Origin of the sequence: Streptomyces albus subsp. albus (assembly GCF_000719865.1) — a bacterium.
Classification (GTDB): Bacteria; Actinomycetota; Actinomycetes; order Streptomycetales; family Streptomycetaceae; genus Streptomyces; species Streptomyces albus_E.
In genome coordinates this window covers 169,292-188,848 of sequence record NZ_JOID01000016.1, presented here as the reverse complement: position 1 = coordinate 188,848, position 19,557 = coordinate 169,292, and the positions used below count along the sequence as shown (strand labels likewise).

The 19,557-nt window shown below is 71.0% G+C and carries 18 protein-coding genes; 12 read left to right on the top strand and 6 right to left on the bottom strand.

From position 1 onward, the window contains the following. Window positions 1-10: 10 nt before the first annotated feature. Window positions 11-1,060 carry a pyridoxal-phosphate dependent enzyme gene (locus tag IF83_RS0118160; protein WP_051722890.1) on the bottom strand — a complete coding sequence of 350 codons (1,050 nt, stop codon included), beginning with the start codon at window positions 1,058-1,060 and terminating at the stop codon, window positions 11-13. Window positions 1,061-1,487: 427 nt separating this feature from the next. Here IF83_RS0118160 and IF83_RS0118155 point away from each other — a divergent pair, with 427 nt between their 5' ends. Genes IF83_RS0118155 through IF83_RS0118145 form a run of 3 tightly spaced genes read left to right on the top strand, consistent with a single transcriptional unit; the run spans window position 1,488 to window position 4,315 of the window. Next, window positions 1,488-2,507: a FecCD family ABC transporter permease gene (locus IF83_RS0118155; protein WP_030545352.1), complete on the top strand. Its 1,020-nt coding sequence runs from the start codon at window positions 1,488-1,490 to the stop codon at window positions 2,505-2,507. A gap of 1 nt (window position 2,508) precedes the next feature. Next, window positions 2,509-3,282, top strand: a complete 774-nt coding sequence (locus IF83_RS0118150) for an ABC transporter ATP-binding protein (RefSeq protein WP_030545351.1) — start codon at window positions 2,509-2,511, stop codon at window positions 3,280-3,282. A gap of 16 nt (window positions 3,283-3,298) precedes the next feature. Continuing rightward, on the top strand, window positions 3,299-4,315 hold the full coding sequence (locus tag IF83_RS0118145) for an ABC transporter substrate-binding protein (RefSeq protein WP_030545349.1): 1,017 nt from the start codon (window positions 3,299-3,301) through the stop codon (window positions 4,313-4,315). A 72-nt stretch (window positions 4,316-4,387) separates the two neighbouring features. On the opposite strand, the gene IF83_RS0118140 is transcribed toward IF83_RS0118145, so the two are convergent. Continuing rightward, complete coding sequence (locus IF83_RS0118140) at window positions 4,388-5,632, bottom strand: alpha/beta hydrolase (RefSeq protein ID WP_208605896.1); 1,245 nt, start codon at window positions 5,630-5,632, stop codon at window positions 4,388-4,390. Window positions 5,633-5,892: 260 nt separating this feature from the next. Then, window positions 5,893-6,558, bottom strand: a complete 666-nt coding sequence (locus IF83_RS0118135) for a TetR family transcriptional regulator (RefSeq protein ID WP_030545344.1) — start codon at window positions 6,556-6,558, stop codon at window positions 5,893-5,895. A 125-nt stretch (window positions 6,559-6,683) separates the two neighbouring features. On the opposite strand from IF83_RS0118135, the gene IF83_RS0118130 reads away from it, so the two are divergent. Both IF83_RS0118130 and IF83_RS0118125 read left to right on the top strand, forming a co-directional pair. Next, window positions 6,684-8,285 carry an MFS transporter gene (locus IF83_RS0118130; protein WP_030545342.1) on the top strand — a complete coding sequence of 534 codons (1,602 nt, stop codon included), beginning with the start codon at window positions 6,684-6,686 and terminating at the stop codon, window positions 8,283-8,285. Between the two features lie 317 nt (window positions 8,286-8,602). After that, on the top strand, window positions 8,603-9,103 hold the full coding sequence (locus IF83_RS0118125; RefSeq protein WP_078843586.1) for a peptidase inhibitor family I36 protein: 501 nt from the start codon (window positions 8,603-8,605) through the stop codon (window positions 9,101-9,103). On the opposite strand, the gene IF83_RS0118120 is transcribed toward IF83_RS0118125, so the two are convergent. After that, window positions 9,084-9,896 carry a potassium channel family protein gene (locus IF83_RS0118120; protein ID WP_037680365.1) on the bottom strand — a complete coding sequence of 271 codons (813 nt, stop codon included), beginning with the start codon at window positions 9,894-9,896 and terminating at the stop codon, window positions 9,084-9,086. The two genes, IF83_RS0118125 and IF83_RS0118120, sit on opposite strands and share 20 nt — an antisense overlap. A gap of 70 nt (window positions 9,897-9,966) precedes the next feature. On the opposite strand from IF83_RS0118120, the gene IF83_RS0118115 reads away from it, so the two are divergent. Further along, window positions 9,967-10,278, top strand: a complete 312-nt coding sequence (locus tag IF83_RS0118115) for a hypothetical protein (protein WP_030545652.1) — start codon at window positions 9,967-9,969, stop codon at window positions 10,276-10,278. Window positions 10,279-10,443: 165 nt separating this feature from the next. Here IF83_RS0118115 and aceE read toward each other — a convergent pair whose 3' ends face one another. Beyond that, on the bottom strand, window positions 10,444-13,176 hold the full coding sequence (gene aceE / locus IF83_RS0118110) for a pyruvate dehydrogenase (acetyl-transferring), homodimeric type (protein ID WP_030545336.1): 2,733 nt from the start codon (window positions 13,174-13,176) through the stop codon (window positions 10,444-10,446). 464 nt (window positions 13,177-13,640) lie between these two features. On the opposite strand from aceE, the gene IF83_RS0118105 reads away from it, so the two are divergent. The 6 genes from IF83_RS0118105 to IF83_RS0118080 all read left to right on the top strand — a co-directional run bounded on the left by IF83_RS0118105 (window position 13,641) and on the right by IF83_RS0118080 (window position 18,349). Next, a complete protein-coding gene (locus tag IF83_RS0118105; protein WP_030545334.1) occupies window positions 13,641-14,081 on the top strand; it encodes a DUF3052 domain-containing protein in 441 nt (146 codons plus the stop codon). Window positions 14,082-14,298: 217 nt separating this feature from the next. Beyond that, complete coding sequence (locus tag IF83_RS0118100; RefSeq protein WP_030545332.1) at window positions 14,299-14,757, top strand: peroxiredoxin; 459 nt, start codon at window positions 14,299-14,301, stop codon at window positions 14,755-14,757. 159 nt (window positions 14,758-14,916) lie between these two features. Then, window positions 14,917-15,492 carry a TerD family protein gene (locus IF83_RS0118095; protein WP_030545331.1) on the top strand — a complete coding sequence of 192 codons (576 nt, stop codon included), beginning with the start codon at window positions 14,917-14,919 and terminating at the stop codon, window positions 15,490-15,492. 155 nt (window positions 15,493-15,647) lie between these two features. Next, the gene (locus IF83_RS0118090) at window positions 15,648-16,223 is read left to right on the top strand and encodes a TerD family protein (protein WP_030545329.1); all 576 of its coding nucleotides are present in this window, start codon (window positions 15,648-15,650) and stop codon (window positions 16,221-16,223) included. A 47-nt stretch (window positions 16,224-16,270) separates the two neighbouring features. Continuing rightward, window positions 16,271-17,404, top strand: coding sequence for a DUF475 domain-containing protein (locus IF83_RS0118085; protein WP_030545327.1), 1,134 nt, complete (start codon window positions 16,271-16,273; stop codon window positions 17,402-17,404). Window positions 17,405-17,578: 174 nt separating this feature from the next. Beyond that, window positions 17,579-18,349 carry a TerD family protein gene (locus IF83_RS0118080; protein WP_394297346.1) on the top strand — a complete coding sequence of 257 codons (771 nt, stop codon included), beginning with the start codon at window positions 17,579-17,581 and terminating at the stop codon, window positions 18,347-18,349. Window positions 18,350-18,443: 94 nt separating this feature from the next. On the opposite strand, the gene IF83_RS0118075 is transcribed toward IF83_RS0118080, so the two are convergent. Next, complete coding sequence (locus IF83_RS0118075) at window positions 18,444-19,412, bottom strand: TerD family protein (RefSeq protein WP_030545323.1); 969 nt, start codon at window positions 19,410-19,412, stop codon at window positions 18,444-18,446. Window positions 19,413-19,557 lie beyond the last annotated feature (145 nt).

Below are 19,557 nucleotides of genomic sequence, written 5' to 3'. Positions count from 1 at the left end.
GGGAGGGAGGTCAGGGAAGGCCGGCGAGCCGCTCCGCCCGGTGGGGGAGCGCCGGGAGCCCGGGGTGCCCGGCGGGTGCCGGCGGCCAGTCCATCGCCGACCACGGGTGTTTCAGCTCGTCCCGCGCCGTGATCTCATGGGGCCGCATCGATCCGAGGCCCACGGCGTCGCGGTGGTGGGCGTAGGCGCTGTCCACGTACCGGTGCCCGGTGTCGGCGGCGAGGAAGACGTACGTCCTGTCGGTGTGGCGCTCCCGCTCCCACAGCGTGGCGAGATACGCGGCTCCTGCCGACAGGCCGGCGAAGATGCCGCTGGCACGCAGGAGTTCGACGGCTCCGGACATGGCGTAGTCGAAGTTCACCCAGTGGATGCGGTCGTACAGCTCGTGCCGGACGTTCCGGAACGGGATGGAGCTGCCGATACCGGCGATGATCATGTCCGGGTCGGAGACGTGCTCGGCGCCGAAGGTGACGCTGCCGAACGGCTGCACACCGATGAGCCGCACGTCCCGGCCCGCCTCGCGCAGGCAGGTGGCGATGGCGCCGGTGGACGCCCCGGTGCCCACGCCCCCGACGAGCGACAACGGGCTTTCCGGGACCGCCTTGCGGATGAGGTCGGCGACGTCTCGGTACCCCAGGTAATGGATGGCATCGTGGTACTGCCGCATCCAGTGGTAGTGCGGGTTCTCGCGCAGCAGTTCCGCGATCCGCTCGACGCGCAGGTTCTGGTCCAGGCGCAGGTTCCGGGAGGGCCGGACCTGCTCCAGCGTGGCGCCGAGGATCTCCAGCTGGACACGGAGGGTGCGGTCGACCGTTGTCGAGCCGACGATGTGGCAGTTGAGGCCGTAGCGGTGGCAGGCCAGGGCGAGCGCGTGGGCGTAGATGCCGCTGGAGCTGTCGACGAGGGTGTCACCGGGCACGACCTGTCCGCTCTCCAGCAGGTGGCGTACGGCGCCGAGAGCCGAGTACAGCTTCATCGTCTCGAAGCGCAGGCAGATCGCGCCCGGCGGCACGGTCACGACGTCCGGTTCCTTGACGGCCTCGGCTATGTGCTCATGCATGGCTTGTCCTCCTGGTCAGGCGGCGTCGTGGAGCGCGAGCAGCATCCATCATATTGAAAACGATTGTCAACATCGTCTGATGCCCACTCAGTTGGTGCGGCGGGAGCGTCGCATCGAAGAGATAGCAGTGATTATCGTTTTCATGTAGCCTCCTCGCGTTGTCCCGCCGGACCGGAGTCCGCGGGGAACCGCGCGACGTGCCCAACGGACCGCTTCCGCGCAGCCGATGGGGTGCCGGTGCCCGCCCGGACGGACGCCCCGCGCCTGACGAGTACGTTCCGTTCGACCTGGAAGGCCCAGTTCTGTGTCACCGCCAACGATCTCCGCTGCGCCTCCGGCGAGCAGCGGCGCCGATACGCCGGCCGGCGCGGCACCCCTCGGACCCGCCGCGGGGGTGAAGGGCCGGCTCGCCTCCCGTAAGGGCCTGATGCTCGCCTGCGCCGTTCTGTTCGCCGTGCTCCTCGCCTCGGTCGTGGTGGCCATCGGCCTGGGAGCCGCCGTGATCACGCCGGGGGAGACCGCCCGCTATCTGTGGGCGGCTGTCAGCGGCGGCCGCATCGCCGCGGACGAGGTGACCACGTACCAGATCATCTGGCAGATCCGCACCCCGCGGGTGCTGCTCGCGGCGCTCGTGGGCGCCGGGCTGAGCGCGATCGGCGTGGCCATCCAGGCCATGGTGCGCAATGCGCTCGCCGACCCCTTCGTGCTGGGCGTCTCCTCGGGCGCGTCCGTCGGAGCCGTCGCGGTCACGGTCACCGGAGGGCTGGCGGCGCTGGGCGTCTACGCCGTGTCGGCCGGCGCCTTCATCGGGGCCCTGGCCGCGTCGCTCCTGGTGTACGCCGCCTCTGTCAGCCGCGGCGCGCTCTCCCCGCTGCGTCTCGTTCTGACGGGCGTGGCCATGTCGCTGGGCTTCCAGGCGGTGATGAGCCTGATCATCTACTTCGCGCCGGACAGCGAGGCGGCCGGCATGGTCCTGTACTGGACGATGGGCAGCTTCGGTGCCGCGAACTGGGGCGCGCTCCCGCTCGTGTCCGCGGTCGTCCTTCTGGGCCTGGTCGTGCTGTACCGGTACGGCCGGGCGCTGGACGTACTGGCCCTCGGGGACGAGACCGCCGCGAGCCTGGGCATCAGCCCCGACCGGCACCGCAAGGCCCTGCTCGTCCTGGCCTCGCTCGTGACGGGGGTGATGGTCGCCGTCAGCGGCGCCATCGCCTTCGTCGGACTGGTCATGCCCCACGTGGTGCGCATGGTCGCCGGCGCCACCCATGCCCGCGTGCTGGCCGTGGCGCCACTGGCCGGAGCGATCTTCATGGTGTGGGTCGACCTGGTGTCCCGGACGCTGGTGGCCCCGCGCGAGCTGCCCCTGGGCGTCGTGACCGCCCTCGTCGGGGTGCCGGTGTTCATCACCCTGATGCGCCGCAGGGGCTACCTGTTCGGAGGCCGGTGAGATGGACCTCCGACTTGACGGGCTCTCGGTGGTCACCGACGGCAAGAGCCTGGTGCGTGACCTGTCCCTGGACGTGGGGAGTGGCCAGGTCGTGGGCCTGGTCGGCCCGAACGGCAGTGGCAAGTCCACCGCCCTCAGGTGCGTGTACCGCGCACTCCGCCCCAGCTCCGGAACCGTCCGGGTGGGCGAGCGGCAGCTCTCTTGCCTGACGATGCGCCAATCCGCGCGGATCATCGCGGCCATGACCCAGGACGGCGCCGTCGACCTCGACTTCACGGTCGAAGAGGTCATCGCACTCGGACGCGCGCCGCACCTTCAGGGCAACCGGGCGCTCAGCCGCCGGGAACGGGAGCTCTGCGAAGGCGCGATGGACCGGCTCGGCATCCGCCACCTCGCCCGGCGCGGAGTCCTGACGCTCTCGGGCGGGGAACGCCAGCGGGTCCTGCTGGCCCGGGCGCTCGTCCAGGAGCCGGAGATCCTGGTGCTCGACGAGCCGACCAACCACCTCGATGTACGCCACCAGGTCGAACTGCTCTCGCTGCTGCGCGCCTCGGGACTCACCGTCCTCGTCGTGCTGCACGACCTCAATCTCGCCGCGGCCGCCTGCGACCGCCTCGGCGTTCTCCGCGAAGGCCGCCTGGTCGCCACCGGCACGCCCGGGGACGTCCTCACCACGGAACTCGTGGGCGAGGTGTTCGGCGTCAAGGCCAGCATCGTGCCCCACCCACTGACAGATGACCCGCAGTTGTTGTACGCGCTCCATCCCTCCCGGTGAAAGGCACCACCAGATCATGACCACGTCTCCATCTCCCCGCTCGGCGCGGCAGCGCACCGTCCTCGGCTCCGCGCTGGCGGCCGCACTGCTGCTCAGCGGCTGCGGCGCCGAAGTGGCATCGGACGACAAGGCCGAAGCCCCTGAGAAGGTCACCGTCAAGAGGTGCGGTGAGCCGGTCGAGTACACGGTCCCCGAGCGCGCCGTGGCGTACGAGGGCGGAAGCGCCGACAAGCTGTTCAGCCTCGGCTTGGCCGACCATGTGTACGGCTACGTGATGCCGCCGGCGAACCCGCCGGTGGAGGAGTCACCGTGGGCGGACGACTACGCCGAGGTGAAGATGCTCAGCGACGATCTCCTCAACAAGGAAGTCGTGGTCGAGGCCAAGTCCGATCTCGTGGTGGCCGGCTGGAACTCGGGCTTCAAGGACGAGCGGGGCATCACCCCGGAGATCCTGGACAAGCTCGGGATCCAGAGCTTCATGCACAGCGAGAGCTGCTTCAACTACCCCGAGCACCCGGAGAAGCTCACCCCGTTCGAAGCCCTCTACACCGATCTCGAGCGGCTGGGCAAGATCTTCCGGGTCGAGGACAAGGCGGACGAGGTCGTCGGCGGGCTGAAGAAGCGGGTGGAGGCCGTGAAGGCGAAGGCGCCCCAGGGCGATCCGCTCCCGGTCTTCCTCTACGACTCGGGCACCGACCAGCCCTTCACCGCGGGCAACCAGGTCCCGCCCAACGACATCATCAGGACCGCCGGCGGCAGGAACGTCTTCGACGGCCTCGACGAGCGGTGGACGCAGGTCAACTGGGAGGCCGTCGCCGAGGCGGAGCCGGACGTCATCATGATCCTCGACTACGGGGACCTGCCCGCCGAGAAGAAGATCGACTTCCTGAAGAAGTCCCCCCACACGAAGGGGCTGCCCGCCGTCAAGAAGAACAACTTCTTCATCCTGGACTACAACGAGGGCGTCAGCGGGCCGCGCAACATCGACGGCCTGGAGAAGTTCGCGCAATACCTGAGTGAGCTTCAGGACTGACCGGACCGGAGTGAGCCGGGGCCGTGCCGGATCCGCACGTCCCCGGCGCTCCGGGCCGGCTACCGGGCCGCGTCACAGCGTTCGGTGACCGGGGGACGACGCGGGCCGCCCGCAGCCCGTCCCCCGGCCGGGCGGGCAGCTCACGGCGGCGAGGTCGCCCACGCCGACCCGGGCGAAGTTCGCCAGGCTGGCGGTGCCCGGGACGAAGTAGCCGGCGTGGCCGGTGGCTCCCGCGGCGGAGAGCAGCCGGGCGCCGAACGCCGGTGAGACCGGGTCCACACCGTGGCCGAGGGCGCCGAACTCCAGATTCGGTACGTCCTCGATCCAGTCGTCGGCGTCCCGGGTGGCCCAGATCCGGGCCCGCCCGCCGAGGTCCGCGACCCGTTCGGCCCGCATACCGGGGCTGCCCGCGACCGCTATGTCGGTGACCCGGGGCGGCAGGGAGCGGGCGGCGACACCGCAGACCACGGAGCCGTAGCTGTGGCAGAACAGCGCGACGCTCGACGACCCGGGCAGCGCCCGGACCAGCGACCGCAGCGTGACGGCGCCCGCCGCGGCGAGCCGGCCCGCGGCGGCGTCCACGCCGACGCCCGCGGGGCTTGTGTAGTCGGCCCAGGCGATGACGGCGGTACGGACCCGGGGCGCGGCCGCCCGCTCGGCGCGGTGCAGCGCCCGCGCCATGCCGGCCGGGGCCGAGAACGTCCGCCGGGTGCGCTCGAAGGTGAGCAGATGGGTGTCGACGCCGGGCACCACGACCGAGACCCGCTGGGCCGCGTCCAGGTCACCGAAGACCTCCGCGACCCGGCCGGGGCCGGTGGGGTCGAAGGCGAGGATCTGCCGGTTCCCGTCCAGCAGTGAGCCGTAGCGCTGCATCCGGCGGGCCACCTGCTCCCGGCCGAGCTCGGTGAGCCGGTCGTCGTGGAGCCGGGCCCGCTCGGCCGCGATCGCCTGCCGGAGCGCGGTGCGGTTGGCGCGGTAGCGCAGGGCCGCCGGGGCGCCGTTCAGATTGCCGACGACCAGCGCGTGGCGCCGCGCGAGCCGCCGGCGCTGCTCCTCGCCGAGCGACCGGAAGAAGGCCCTGACGGCCGCCGGGGAGGCTTCGGGGCGGGGGAGTCTCCGGCCGTCGACCGTCGCGCGGTTCCAGGCGGCCTGCGCGGCGGCGCGGACGCCCGGCTGCGGACGGTGGGTGCGGATCGCGGTCCAGCCGGTGGTGGCCAGGAGTATCAGCACCAGGCCCAGGACGAGCGCCGCCCGCGAGGCGGGGGAGCCGCTGAACCAGGAGGCGGGGGAGGAGCCGAGCTCAGACAAGGAAGACACTGCGCCACACCCTAGGAGACCGGCGCTGCCGAATCGTTATCCGGCGGGAGACCGTGAGTCATTTCACGTTTGAGGCCGGGCATAGCGGTCGCAAGGGATGGCCGGGTCCGGGCGGACACCGGGGCCGATACCGGATGAATGCCGAGGTGGGGGCCGGGGTGAGGGCTGTGGGGTGAGGGCTGTGGGGTGAGGCCGGGGCGGCGGCACGGGCCGTCGCCGCGGGGTGCCGGCCCGGGGGCGGGCCCTCGGCGGAGCCGGTCTCAGTCCGCCGGCGGGTGCCGCCGTTCCAGGGCCAGCGCGGGCCCGATCGCGTCGAGGTGGCACTCGGTGAGCCGGCGCAGCGCCCCGGCGCTCGCGTCCGGTCCCGCTCCCCAGAGCCGGCCGGTCATCCGCATCACGCCGGTGAAGGCGGCGACGAGCACCCGCGGCCGGACGTCGGTGGCCGGGTCCACTCCGGCCCGGCGGGCGATGTCCCGGACGAGCTGGTCCTCCAGCTCCGCCGAGCGGCACATCGCGGCGGCGAGCAGGGCCGGCGTCGACTCGATGACCTGGTACATCCGCATGTGCAGCCCGGGCTCCACGGCCTCGCCGACGGCCTCCCCGAAGGTCTCCCAGGTGACGGAGACGGCCCGGCGCAGCGCGGTCAGCGGCGGCTCGCCGTCCGGGCGGGCGCCGAAGGCGTCGAGAAAGTGTTCCTCGACGAGATCGTGGACGGAGAACGCGACCGCCTCCTTGCCGGCGAAGTAGCGGAAGAAGGTCCGCTGGGAGACCCCGGCGGCCTCGGCGATCTCGTCGACCGTCGTCTCCTCGTAGCCGCGGGTGGTGAAGAGTTCCAGGGCCGAGCGGATCAGCGCGTCGCGGGTCTGTCTCTTCTTGCGCTCGCGCAGCCCGCCCGGTGCCGCTCCCTCGGGGTGCGCACGTGCCACCTTCGGGCCGCCTCTCGTTCGGTTCCGCCATCGTTTCCCCTGCTCAGGGCCGACGTGAGTAGCGTGACAGTTACCGGCCCGGGAATCGGTTTGTCAACTGTCAGTCGCTGTCATAATCTCCGGCCATGACGTCTCAGACCACCGTCGCCGACGCGGCGCCGGACCTTCCCGAGCCCGGACCCCGCAAGGGTCTGCGGGGGCACCCCTGGCTCACTCTTCTCTCCGTCGCGATCGGCGTGATGATGGTCGCCCTCGACGGCACGATCGTCGCGATCGCCAACCCGGCGATCCAGCAGGACCTCGGGGCCTCGCTCGCCGACGTCCAGTGGATAACCAACGGCTATCTGCTCGCCCTCGCCGTCTCCCTCATCACGGCGGGCAAGCTCGGCGACCGCTTCGGCCACCGGCAGACCTTCCTGATCGGCATCGCCGGCTTCGCCCTCGCCTCGGCCGCGATCGGCCTCTCCACGAGCGTGCCGCTGGTGGTCGGTTTCCGGGTCCTCCAGGGCCTCTTCGGCGCGCTGCTCATGCCCGCCGCGCTGGGCCTGCTGCGGGCCACCTTCCCGGCCGAGAAGCTCAACATGGCCATCGGTATCTGGGGCATGGTCATCGGCGCCTCCACCGCGGGCGGCCCGATCGTCGGCGGGCTGCTCGTGGAGCACGTCAGCTGGCAGTCGGTCTTCTTCATCAATGTGCCGGTGGGCATCGCCGCCCTCCTCATGGGCCTGCTGATCCTCCGGGACCACCGCGCCGAGAACGCCCCGCGCTCCTTCGACATCCCCGGCATCGTGCTGCTGTCGGCCGCGATGTTCTTCCTCATCTGGGCGCTCATCAAGGCCCCCGCCTGGGGCTGGGGCGACGGGCTCACCCTGGGCTTCCTGACCGCCGCGGTGGCCACCTTCGCGGCGTTCGCCGTCTGGGAGAGGAAGGTCCGCGAACCGCTGATCCCGCTGGGGATGTTCCGCTCCGTGCCGCTGTCCGCCGGCACGATCCTCATGGTGCTGATGGCCTTCGCCTTCATGGGCGGGATCTTCTTCGTCACCTTCTACCTGCAGAACGTGCACGGGATGAGCCCCGTCGACAGCGGGCTTCACCTGCTGCCGCTCACCGGCATGATGATCGTGTCCTCGCCGGTCGCCGGCGCGCTCATCACCAAGGTCGGCCCGCGTGTGCCGCTGGTCGGCGGCATGGTGTTCACGGCCGCCGCCATGTTCGGCATGTCCACCCTGGAGACGGACACCGGCAGCGGCGTCATGTCGCTGTGGTTCGTCCTGCTGGGCCTCGGCCTGGCGCCGGTCATGGTCGGCGCGACCGAGGTCATCGTCGGCAACGCCCCGCTGGAGCTGTCCGGTGTGGCCGGCGGTCTGCAGCAGGCCGCGATGCAGGTCGGCGGCAGCCTCGGCACGGCCGTGCTCGGCGCGACCATGGCCGCCCGGGTCGACGACCAGCTGCCCGGCAACTGGGCGGAGGCCCAGCTGCCGCCGGTCACCCCGGAGCAGATGGCGAAGATGACCGAGGCCGTGGAGGTGGGCATGCCGCCGCTCACCAAGGAGACACCGCCGCAGGTCGCCGAGATCATCACCGGCGTCACCCACGAGACGTTCGTGTCCGGCATGGGCTTCTCGTTCACCGTCGCGGGCGGGGTCGCGGTCCTCGCCGTCGTGGTCGCCCTCTTCACCAACCGGGGCGTCAACGGCGGGGCCGGTGCCGGGGGCGCGCACATCTGAGGCGACGGGGCGGCCGGGTCCGTGTCCGTCCGCCGGCCGGTCGGCCGGGCAGCCCCCAGGCGGTCCGGTACCCGGCAGGCGGGCCCGGACAGTGGCCCGGAACCGTAGTCCGGAAGAGTCAACTCCGCTTACCGACAGCCCCGTTGGGTCTCCCCGGCGGGGCTGTCCCCCGTCCGGGTGGCATCGCCCGGAGACCCTTGGCGGCGGAGGGGCCGGCCGGAGAGGCTCGTCGTGGAAGCGCCGCCGGGCATCCGCCCGCCGGCCGGCTGTGTGCTCGCGCCCCGGCGGCGCGGCACCTCACGGGGGAGTGCTCCTTGATGCGCCATGTCCTGACGACCGCTGTCCTTATCGCCACCGCGGCGGTCGCCGCCCTGCTCCCGGCGGCCCTGCCCGCCGCCGCAGCGGCCGTCGCCGCACCGGCCGTCGCCGGGGCGTCCTCGACCGCGCCCGGGGTACCTGCGGCACCGGTCGGGCCGCCCGCACCCGCGGCACCGGTCACGGGGCCCGCCGAGCGGGCCGCCGGGCCCGCGCCCTCCCGGGGCTCCTGCCCGTCCGGGGCGTTCTGCCTCTGGGACCGCCACGGCTACGGCGGCACCCGCACCGCCCACGAACTCTCCGGCACCGACATCGAGAGCTGTATCCCGCTGCCCGCCGGCGCCTCGGCCGGCTCACTGGCCAACCGCACCGGCCGGCCCGTCACCACGTACCAGAGCGTGGAGTGCGGGGAGACGGGCGAGTTCGACACCTATCCGGGCGGCGGCACCTGGGTGCCCGACTCCCCGTACCGCGTGCGGGCGTTCAAGATCTGGGAGAACTGACGCCCGGCCCGCCGCCGTTCCGCCCGGCCGGCTCCGGGACGGCGGCGCGGCCCTCCCCGGCCGCCGCGAGCTCCGCGCGCAGCGCCCGGACCTCGGCGGTGAGCTCCTCAATGGCCGCCGTCTGCCGCTGCTCCTCGGCGTTCTCGCGGTCGAACTGGGCGATGAACCAGGCGGCGATGTTCGCGGTGACCACACCGAGCAGCGCGATACCGGACAGCATCAGCCCGACCGCCAGCACCCTGCCCAGCCCGGTGGTCGGGGCCAGATCGCCGTAGCCGACCGTGGTCATCGTGGTGAACGACCACCACACCGCGTCGCCGAACGTCCTGATGGTGCCCTCGGGGGAGTTCCGCTCGACCTCCAGGACGGCCAGCGAGCCGAACAGCAGCAGCCCTGCGCAGGACCCGGCCACATAGGTGGTGAGCCGGATCTGGGCGGTGGCCGCGGCCAGCCGGGCCCGCTGCCCTGCCAGCAGCAGCCCGGAGACCAGCCGCAGCAGCCGCAGCGGCTGGAGGAGCGGAAGGGCCACGGCGAGGACCGCCAGCGGGTTCTCGCGCACGAACCGCAGCTTCCTCGGCGACAGATACAGCCGGACCCCGAGATCCACGGCGAAGGCCGCCCACACGCCCCACTCCACGGCCCGGCAGACCTCCCGCACCCAGGGGCCGCTGTCCGGCACCACGATCGGCACGGCGTAGGCGGCCGCGAACAGCAGGGACAGCGCCAGCAGCGGCCCCTGGGTACGGCGCTCCCAGCGCTCCCTCTTGCGCAGGTCGGACGGCGTTTCGCTCATGGTGTGAATCGTATGGGAGTGCGAGGGAAGACGGAGAGCAGCCCGAATTCGACAACCCTTGGAGGGCGAGATGGCGGGCATGGGACACAGCAGTACGCGCAGGCACCCCCGTGAGAGCGGCCGGATGTGGTCGCGGAGCGGGCCGGATCGCGCGTCACTGGGCATCATCGGCCTCGTCTGCGCGATCGCCGGGTTCTTCGTCCTGGGCATCGTGCTCGGACCGGCGGCGATCGTGGCCGGCTGGCTGTCGATGGGCCGCCGCTGGGACTTCCGCGGTGCCTCGGTACCGGCACTGGTCGCGGTGGTCCTCGGTGCCATCGACACGGTGATGGCCGTCCTCCTGCTGGCCGGGGCCGGCGGCGCCGGCGGCGGCGTCTTCTGACCGGGCGGCCGTGGACGGCGCCCGGTCAACGGAGGACGTGACACGAAGAGCCGGGCCCGGGCGCTGAGAAGCGCTCCGGGCCCGGCTCTTCGTCCTGCGCCGCGTGCCGTTCCGGCGGCTGCCGGACTACGCCGTCACGCGGTCACACCGCTGCACGTCACGCGGTCAGGCGTCGCCGCCCGCCGTGCCCGGGTGGGCCGCCGTCGGGTCCAGCAGCTGGTAGCGGTCGATCGCCTGCTTCAGCACGGAGCGGTCCACCTTCCCGTCCCGCGCCAGCTCGGTGAGGACGGCCACCACGACCGACTGCGCGTCGATGTGGAAGAAGCGCCGGGCCGCGCCGCGGGTGTCCGCGAAGCCGAAGCCGTCCGCGCCCAGCGACTGGTACGTCCCCGGCACCCAGCGGGCGATCTGGTCCGGAACCGCCCGCATCCAGTCGGACACGGCCACCTTCGGGCCCTCGGCGTCCGCCAGCTTGGTGGTGACGTACGGGACGCGCTGCTCCTCCTCGGGGTGGAGCAGATTGTGCTGCTCCACCGCCACGGCTTCCTTCCGCAGCTCGTTCCAGGACGTGGCCGACCAAACGTCCGCCCGGACGTCCCACTCCTCGGCGAGGATGCGCTGCGCCTCCAGGGCCCACGGCACCGCGACACCGGACGCCATGATCTGCGCCGGGATCATGCCCCGCTCGCCCTGCTTGAGGCGGTAGAGGCCCTTGAGGATGCCCTCGACGTCCACGTTCTCCGGCTCGGCCGGGTGCTGGATCGGCTCGTTGTAGACGGTGAGGTAGTAGAAGACGTCCTCACTGTTCTCGCCGTACATCCGGCGCAGACCGTCCTGGACGATGTGCGTGATCTCGTACGCGTACGCCGGGTCGTAGGACACCACGGCCGGGTTGGTGGAGGCCAGCAGCTGGGAGTGGCCGTCCGCGTGCTGCAGGCCCTCACCGGTCAGCGTGGTGCGGCCGGCGGTGGCGCCGAGCACGAAGCCGCGGGAGAGCTGGTCGGCCATCTGCCAGAACTGGTCGCCGGTCCGCTGGAAACCGAACATCGAGTAGAAGACGTAGACCGGAATCAGCGGCTCGCCGTGCGTGGCGTAGGCCGAGCCGGCCGCGATCAGCGAGGCCGTGCAGCCCGCCTCGGTGATGCCGTCGTGCAGCATCTGACCGGTGGGCGACTCCTTGTAGGAGAGCAGCAGTTCGCGGTCCACGGACTCGTACTGCTGACCCAGCGGGTTGTAGATCTTCGCCGACGGGAAGAGCGAGTCCATGCCGAAGGTGCGGTACTCGTCGGGGGCGATCGGCACGAAGCGCTTGCCGATCTCCTTGTCCCGCATGAGGTCCTTGAGCAGCCGGACGAAGGCCATGGTGGTGGCGATCTGCTGCTGGCCGGTGCCCTTCTTCAGGGTCGCGTAGGTCTTGTCCCCGGGCAGCACCAGCGGCTTCGACCGCACCACGCGGGTCGGCACATAGCCGCCCAGCGCCTTGCGGCGGTCGTGCATGTACTGGATCTCCTCGGAGTCCGGCCCCGGGTGGTAGTACGGCGGGGCGCCGGACTCCAGCTCCTTGTCCGGGATCGGCAGGTGCAGCCGGTCGCGGAACATCTTCAGGTCGTCGACCGTCAGCTTCTTCATCTGGTGGGTCGCGTTGCGGCCCTCGAAATTGGGGCCGAGCGTCCAGCCCTTGACGGTCTGGGCGAGGATCACCGTCGGCTGGCCCTTGTGCTCCTTGGCCGCCTTGTACGCCGCGTAGATCTTCTTGTGGTCGTGGCCGCCGCGTCCCAGGTGCAGGATCTGGTCGTCGGTCATGTTCTCGACCATCTTGCGCAGCCGGTGGTCGTCACCGAAGAAGTGCTCGCGGATGTACGCGCCGGTCTCGGTGGCGTACGTCTGGAACTGGCCGTCGGGGGTGGTGTTCAGCTTGTTGACCAGGATGCCGTCCCGGTCCTGGGCCAGCAGCGGGTCCCAGGTGCGGTCCCAGACCAGCTTGATGACGTTCCAGCCGGCGCCGCGGAACTGCGACTCCAGCTCCTGGATGATCTTGCCGTTGCCGCGCACCGGGCCGTCGAGCCGCTGCAGGTTGCAGTTCACCACGAAGGTGAGGTTGTCCAGGCCCTCGCGGGCGGCGATGGAGAGCTGGCCGATCGACTCGGGCTCATCCATCTCGCCGTCGCCGAGGTAGGCCCAGACGTGGGAGTTCGAGGTGTCGGCGATGCCGCGCGCCTCCATGTAGCGGTTCATCCGCGCCTGGAAGATGGCGCCGAGCGGGCCGAGGCCCATGGAGACCGTGGGGAACTCCCAGAAGTCCGGCATCGACCGCGGGTGCGGGTAGCTGGAGAGGCCGTGGGGGGCCTTGGACTTCTCCTGGCGGAAGCCGTCGAGCTGCGCCTCGGAGAGGCGGTCCAGCATGAAGGCGCGGGCGTAGACACCGGGGGAGGCGTGGCCCTGGAAGAAGATCTGGTCGCCGCCGTCGCCGGCGTCCTTGCCGCGGAAGAAGTGGTTGAAGCCCACGTCGTAGAGGGACGCCGAGGAGGCGAAGGTGGCGATGTGGCCGCCGACGCCGATGCCCGGGCGCTGGGCGCGGGAGACCATGACGGCCGCGTTCCAGCGGGTCGCGTTCAGGATCTTGCGCTCGATCTCCTCGTTGCCGGGGAAGAACGGCTCGTTCTTGGTCGCGATGGTGTTGACGTAGTCCGTGCTGCGCATCTCGGGGACGGCGACGCGTTTGGCGCGTGCCCGCTCGATGAGGCGGAGCATCAGGTAACGGGCGCGTTCCCGGCCTCGCTCATCGACGGCTGCGTCGAGGGAGTCGAGCCATTCCTGGGTCTCCTCGGGATCGAAGTCCGGGACCTGGCTGGGAAGACCGCCAATGATGATCGGGTTGCGATCGGATGCGGAAGCCACGCTGTTCCTTCGCTTTTCGTTCGTGCCGTGCACGTCATGGATTCGTGCTCTGCTGGTGTCGCGCCGCCTCCATCGTGGACCGCAGAGGCGAAAACGTCATCTCTACTGATCGGTAATAACCACGGTACTGCGCGGTAACCGCCACTCTGTGAGACAACGGGGGGTTCCGGCCGACTTGGGTGGCTCGGCCGACCGCAACCCTACGCCTCACCGGAGCGCCGGCCGGATGCCGGTCCGCTCCCCGGACGGCCCCGTGGGCGGGGCCTTGACGTGTACCCCCGAAATGCGCCGGAAATGCCGGGCTGCGACCATGGCCGGGGAGTGCGTCTTGCGGCGACAAGTCAACGTTTGGGCGGGATAAGGGGCCAGGTACTTGCGCGATCCGCCCGGCCCGTGTGGACTACGCCCAAGCCTCGCGTGCGCGTGGGGTGGAAGAACACTCGAAACACGACAGGAGGCAATCCGTGAGCGCGACCGCGGACCACGCGGAGGAGCGGACCAACCCTGCCGCCAGGCTGGGTTTCCAGCCCGGACAGGTGGTCCAGGAGCTCGGTTACGACGACGACACCGAGCAGGATCTGCGTGCGGCCATCGAGGAACTGACCGGCACGGAGCTCGTCGACGAGGACTACGACGACGTGGCCGACGCCGTGGTGCTGTGGTTCCGAGAGGACGACGGCGACCTGACGGACGCGCTGGTGGACGCCACCACCATGATCGACGCGGGTGCCCCGATCTGGCTGCTGACGCCGAAGACCGGCCGCGACGGCTACGTCGAGGCCAGTGAGATCGGCGAAGCCGCTTCCACCGCCGGGCTGGCGCAGACCAGCAGCGTCAACGCCGGCAAGGACTGGGCGGGCAGCCGTCTGGTCACGCCCAAGGCGGCCCGCTCCGGCAAGCGGTAACCGGCCCCCGGCCCCGAGCCGTACCGCAAGAGTCCGTGTGCCCCCGTGGTGATCCACCGCGGGGGCACACGGCGTCCCGGTCCTCCTCTTCCTCCTGCCCCCGCCCCTTGCGCAAGCCGCCCGGCGCGGGTGGCACCCGGCCCCGGGCACGGAGAGGAGCGGCGCAGTGGAAGACTGGGGCACGACCGGTAACCACGACGAGAGGGACGCGCACCCCATGGCGATCGATGTCGGCACCAAGGCCCCTGACTTCGAGCTGAAGAACCAGCACGGCGAACTCGTGAGGCTCTCGGACTTCCGCGGGGAGAAGAACGTCGTCCTCCTCTTCTACCCCTTCGCCTTCACCGGCGTCTGCACGGGCGAGCTCTGCGCCCTGCGCGACGAGCTGCCCCAGTTCGTCAACGATGACGTCCAGCTGCTCGCGGTCTCCAACGACTCCCCGTTCTCGCTGCGGGTCTTCGCCGAGCAGGAGGGCCTGGAGTACCCGCTGCTCTCCGACTTCTGGCCGCACGGCGAGGCCTCGCGCGCCTACGGCGTCTTCGACGAGGAGAAGGGCTGCGCGGTGCGCGGCACCTTCATCATCGACAAGGAGGGCACGGTCCGCTGGACCGTCGTCAACGGCCTGCCGGACGCGCGAGACCTGAACGACTACGCCAAGGCCCTCGGCGCGCTCTGACGGCTCCGCGTACGGACGGTGACCCCGGGGGAACGGACGGGCTGCGAAGCCTGTCCCCCGGGGTGGCCGCTCACTAGGATCGATCCCGTTGATCCGATGTCATCGCACGACGGGGGCGGGGCGGTCTTCCTCCCGCCCCTCGTATCCAGGGGAGGACTTGTGGGAGTCAGTCTCAGCAAGGGCGGGAACGTCTCTCTGAGCAAGGAGGCGCCGGGCCTGACCGCGGTCACCGTCGGTCTCGGCTGGGACGTCCGTACCACCACCGGCACCGACTTCGACCTCGACGCCAGCGCGCTGCTGACGAACGCGGAGGGCAAGGTCGTCTCCGACCAGCACTTCGTCTTCTTCAACAACCTCAAGAGCCCCGACGGCTCCGTCGAGCACACCGGTGACAACCTCACCGGCGAGGGGGAGGGCGACGACGAGGCCATCAAGGTCAACCTCGCCGCGGTGCCCGCGGATGTCGCCAAGATCGTGTTCCCGGTCTCGATCTACGAGGCCGAGAGCCGCCAGCAGAGCTTCGGCCAGGTGCGGAACGCCTTCATCCGCGTGGTGAACCAGGCCGACAACAACGAGCTGGCCCGCTACGACCTGACCGAGGACGCCTCGACGGAGACCGCCATGGTCTTCGGCGAGCTGTACCGGCACGGCTCGGAGTGGAAGTTCCGGGCCATCGGCCAGGGCTACGCCTCCGGTCTGCGCGGCATCGCACAGGACTTCGGCGTCAACGTCTGAGCACCGCGTCAACGTCTGAGAACCGAGTCGCCCGGCGCCGCGTCTCCCGTCACGCGGAGGCGCGGCGCCGGGCGCGGCCGGGACACCACCGGGGTGGCCGGCCGGACGGGCAGGGCCGCAGGGCCGCAAGGCAATACGAGGGGGAGGAACAGATCATGGGTGTCACGCTCGCCAAGGGAGGAAACGTCTCCCTGTCCAAGGCCGCACCGAATCTCACCCAGGTCCTGGTGGGCCTCGGCTGGGACGCACGGTCCACCACGGGAGCACCGTTCGACCTCGACGCCAGCGCACTGCTCTGCCGCGACGGGCGGGTGCTGGGGGATGAGTATTTCGTCTTCTACAACAACCTCAAGAGCCCGGAGGGCTCGGTCGAGCACACCGGCGACAACCTCACCGGCGAGGGCGACGGCGACGACGAGTCCCTGCTGCTCGACCTGAGCAAGGTCCCGGCGCAGGTCGACAAGATCGTGTTCCCGGTCTCGATCCATGACGCCGATGTCCGGGGGCAGACCTTCGGGCAGGTCAGCAATGCCTTCATCCGGGTGGTCAACCAGGCGGACGGCTCCGAGCTGGCCCGGTACGACCTCAGCGAGGACGCGTCCGGCGAAACCGCGATGATCTTCGGCGAGGTGTACCGGTACGGCGGTGAGTGGAAGTTCCGGGCGGTCGGACAGGGGTACGCGTCCGGGTTGCGGGGGATCGCTCTAGACTTCGGGGTCAACGTTTCGTAAAGCCGCGCACTGCGCGCGGGGGACCCGTACTCACGATTGGGTAGCCAGTGCTCCTGAAAACTTTCGGCTGGTCCTTCGGCGTCACCGCCGCGGGACTGGCCGCCGCAGCCTATTTCTGGGGGTGGCAGGGGTTCGCCGTGGTGGCGATCCTGTCGGTCCTGGAGATCTCGCTGTCGTTTGACAACGCGGTGGTCAACGCCGGTGTGCTGAAGAAGATGAACGCCTTCTGGCAGAAGATCTTCCTTACCATCGGCATTCTGATCGCCGTCTTCGGTATGCGACTGGTCTTCCCGGTCGTGATCGTCGCCATCACGGCCAAGGTCGGGCCGATCGAGGCCGTGGAACTGGCCATGCGCGACCCCGACCAGTACGAGATGCTGGTCACCGACGCCCACCCGGCCATCGCCGCCTTCGGTGGCATGTTCCTGTTGATGATCTTTCTCAACTTCCTCTTCGACGAGAAAGAGCACCACTGGCTGCCCTGGGTGGAGAAGCCGCTCAGCCGGCTGGGCAAGGTGGACGGCCTCGCCGTCTGCATCGCGCTGATCGTCCTGCTCGTCACCGCCGCGACCATCGCCACCGAGGCCGCGCAGCACGGCGGCACCTATGTCGACAAGTCGGCGACCGTGCTCCTCTCCGGCGTCGCGGGCCTGATCACGTATCTCATCGTGGGCGGGCTCTCCGGCTACTTCGAGGACAAGCTGGAGGAGGACGAGGAGCACGACGAGGAGGTCAAGGAGCAGGCCCGGCGCGAGGGCAAGGACCCGTCCATGGTCGGCCTCGCCGGCAAGGCCGCGTTCTTCATGTTCCTCTACCTCGAGGTCCTGGACGCCTCCTTCTCCTTCGACGGCGTCATCGGCGCCTTCGCCATCACCAACCACATCTTCTGGATGGCGCTGGGCCTCGGCATCGGCGCGATGTACGTCCGTTCGCTCACGGTCTACCTGGTCCGCGAGGGCACCCTCGACGACTACGTCTACCTGGAGCACGGCGCGCACTACGCCATCGGCGCCCTGGCCGCGCTGCTGCTCATCACGATCAAGTTCCACATCTCCGAGGTCATCACCGGCCTCATCGGTGTCGCCCTGATCGCCGCCTCCTTCTGGTCCTCCGTCCGCCGCAACCGTGGGCTGGCCGCCGAGGGGCACGCGGAGGAGACCAAGGTGTCGCCGGGAGTGTGACCCGGCGCGGAGTGTGACCACGCTCCGAATGAGGAACGCTCTGTGCGGGGCGGCCACCAGGCGGCGGACCCGGAAACGTCCGGGCCGCCGGCCGCCGTGGCCGCCCCGCGGTGCTGCCCGGTCCGCGCTCCGGCGGCCGGGTGAGGGGACGAGAGCAGTGGGGGTGTGTCCAGCGTGGCGTTCTGGGACAGGGACTGGAACAGGGACTGGTCCTGGCCTGCCTGGCTGCGGCCCGGCGGCGGCCGGTCGGTCTTCGAGAGCGGCAACCCCGCGACCAACGCGATAGAGCTCACCAAACGACGGCAGACCGTCTCGCTCACCAAGCAGGGCGCGGCCGGCGGGAACCTCCGCGTCAACCTCTCCTGGCGGATGCGGACCTCGGACATCGGCGGCTACACCAAGCGCGGCGGGCTGCTGCGCAACCCGGGCAGCCTGTTCAAGCCGGAGATCGTGCAGGCGCAGGGCCCGGCCGTGGTCAAGATCGACCTCGATCTGGCGTGCATGTACGAGCTGAAGGACGGCACCAAGGGCGTCGTGCAGCCGCTCGGGAACTTCCTGGGCGACATCAACAGCCCGCCCTATGTGAAGCTCAGCGGTGACGACCGGTTCGGCGGCACCTCGGGTGAGACGATCTACATCAACCTCGACCACCGGGACGAGTTCAAGCGGCTGCTGGTCTTCGTCTACATCTACGACGGCACTCCCGCCTTCGACCGCACCCACGCCGTCGTCACGCTCTACCCCAGCAACGGCCCCCGGCTGGAGATCGGGCTCGACGAGCGGGCCCCGCAGGCCCGTTCCTGCGCCGTGCTGCTGATCGAGAACGTCAAGGGCGAGCTGATGGTGCGCCGCGAGGTGCGCTACGTCTACGGCTTCCAGGCGGAGCTGGACCGGCTGTACGGCTGGGGGCTCCAGTGGGGGCCGGGGACGAAGGAGAAGGTCTGACGACGGCGGGGCGGCCCGGGACGCCGGCGGCTTCCGCCGTCCGGGCCGTCCGGGCCGGTTCCGCTCCGCCGGCCGTCAGCGGTGACGCCGGCCGTCAGCGGTTCCGCTGGAACTGCGGCCCCTGCGGCGGCAGCGCGAAGGCCGGGTCCGGCACCGGCGGCGCGGGGGCCTGCGGATAGCCGTAGGCCGCCGCCGGCTGGTGCGGATAGCCGTACCCCGGCGCGTGCGCCGGAGGTGCCTGCGGGACCGGGGCCGGGGCGGCCGGCGGGGGCGGGAACGGCGGCTGCGCGGGCGGCGCGGCCGGCGGCGGCGGGGGATAGCCGTAGCCGGGCCGGTGTGCGCGGGTGGCGTCGTCCGGCGCCGCCGCGGGCGCGGTGGCCGGTTCCGGGCGGGGCGCGGGCACGGGCTCGGTGAGCGCTTCCGGCGCGGGTGAGGCCGGGGCGGACGGCGACGGGGCGGGCGCGGGCGCGCCGCCCTCGGCACGGGCGGTGCCGGACGGCTCGTCCTCGGGGTCCTCCACCGAGATGCCGTACTCGGTGGCCAGCCCGACCAGCCCGGTGTCGTACCCCTGGCCCAGGGCGCGGAACTTCCAGGTCTCGCCCCGCCGGTAGAGCTCGCCGCAGATGAGGGCCGACTCGTCGCCGGTCTCGGGCACGAGGTCGAAGACCGCGAGCGGCTCCGCGCCGTTCCCGGACGCTTCCGGTGAGGCGTCGAACAGCAGCAGCCGCAGATCCGGCACACCGCCGAAGGCGCCGCCGTCGGACGACGCGGCGAGCACCACCCGCTCCACCGCCGGCTCCAGCCCCGCGAACTCGGCCTCGACAGTGTCCGTCAGCGCGTCCGCCAAGCGCTTCTTGGGCAAGTGCCGTACCAGGCCGGAGGGGTGGCGGGGCTGGTTGTAGAAGACGAAGTCCTCGTCCGAGCGCACGCGGCCGTCCGCGTTCAACAGCAGCGCGGACGCGTCGACATCGGGCACCCCCGGGCCGGGAGTCCAGCGGAGCACCGCCCGTACGGCGGATGCGTCCAGCGGGATGTTCGACCCCTTCACCATCGCGTGCGTCATAGCGGTCATCCTGCCTTCCCGGGGCAGGCGGGTACAACGCGGGGACCGCATCAGCCGCCCGGCGGACAGCCAACGGACACGGGCGGGATACGCGATTTTCACGCCCGCAAGGGCTTTCGAGCCTGAACGCAACGTACGATTACCG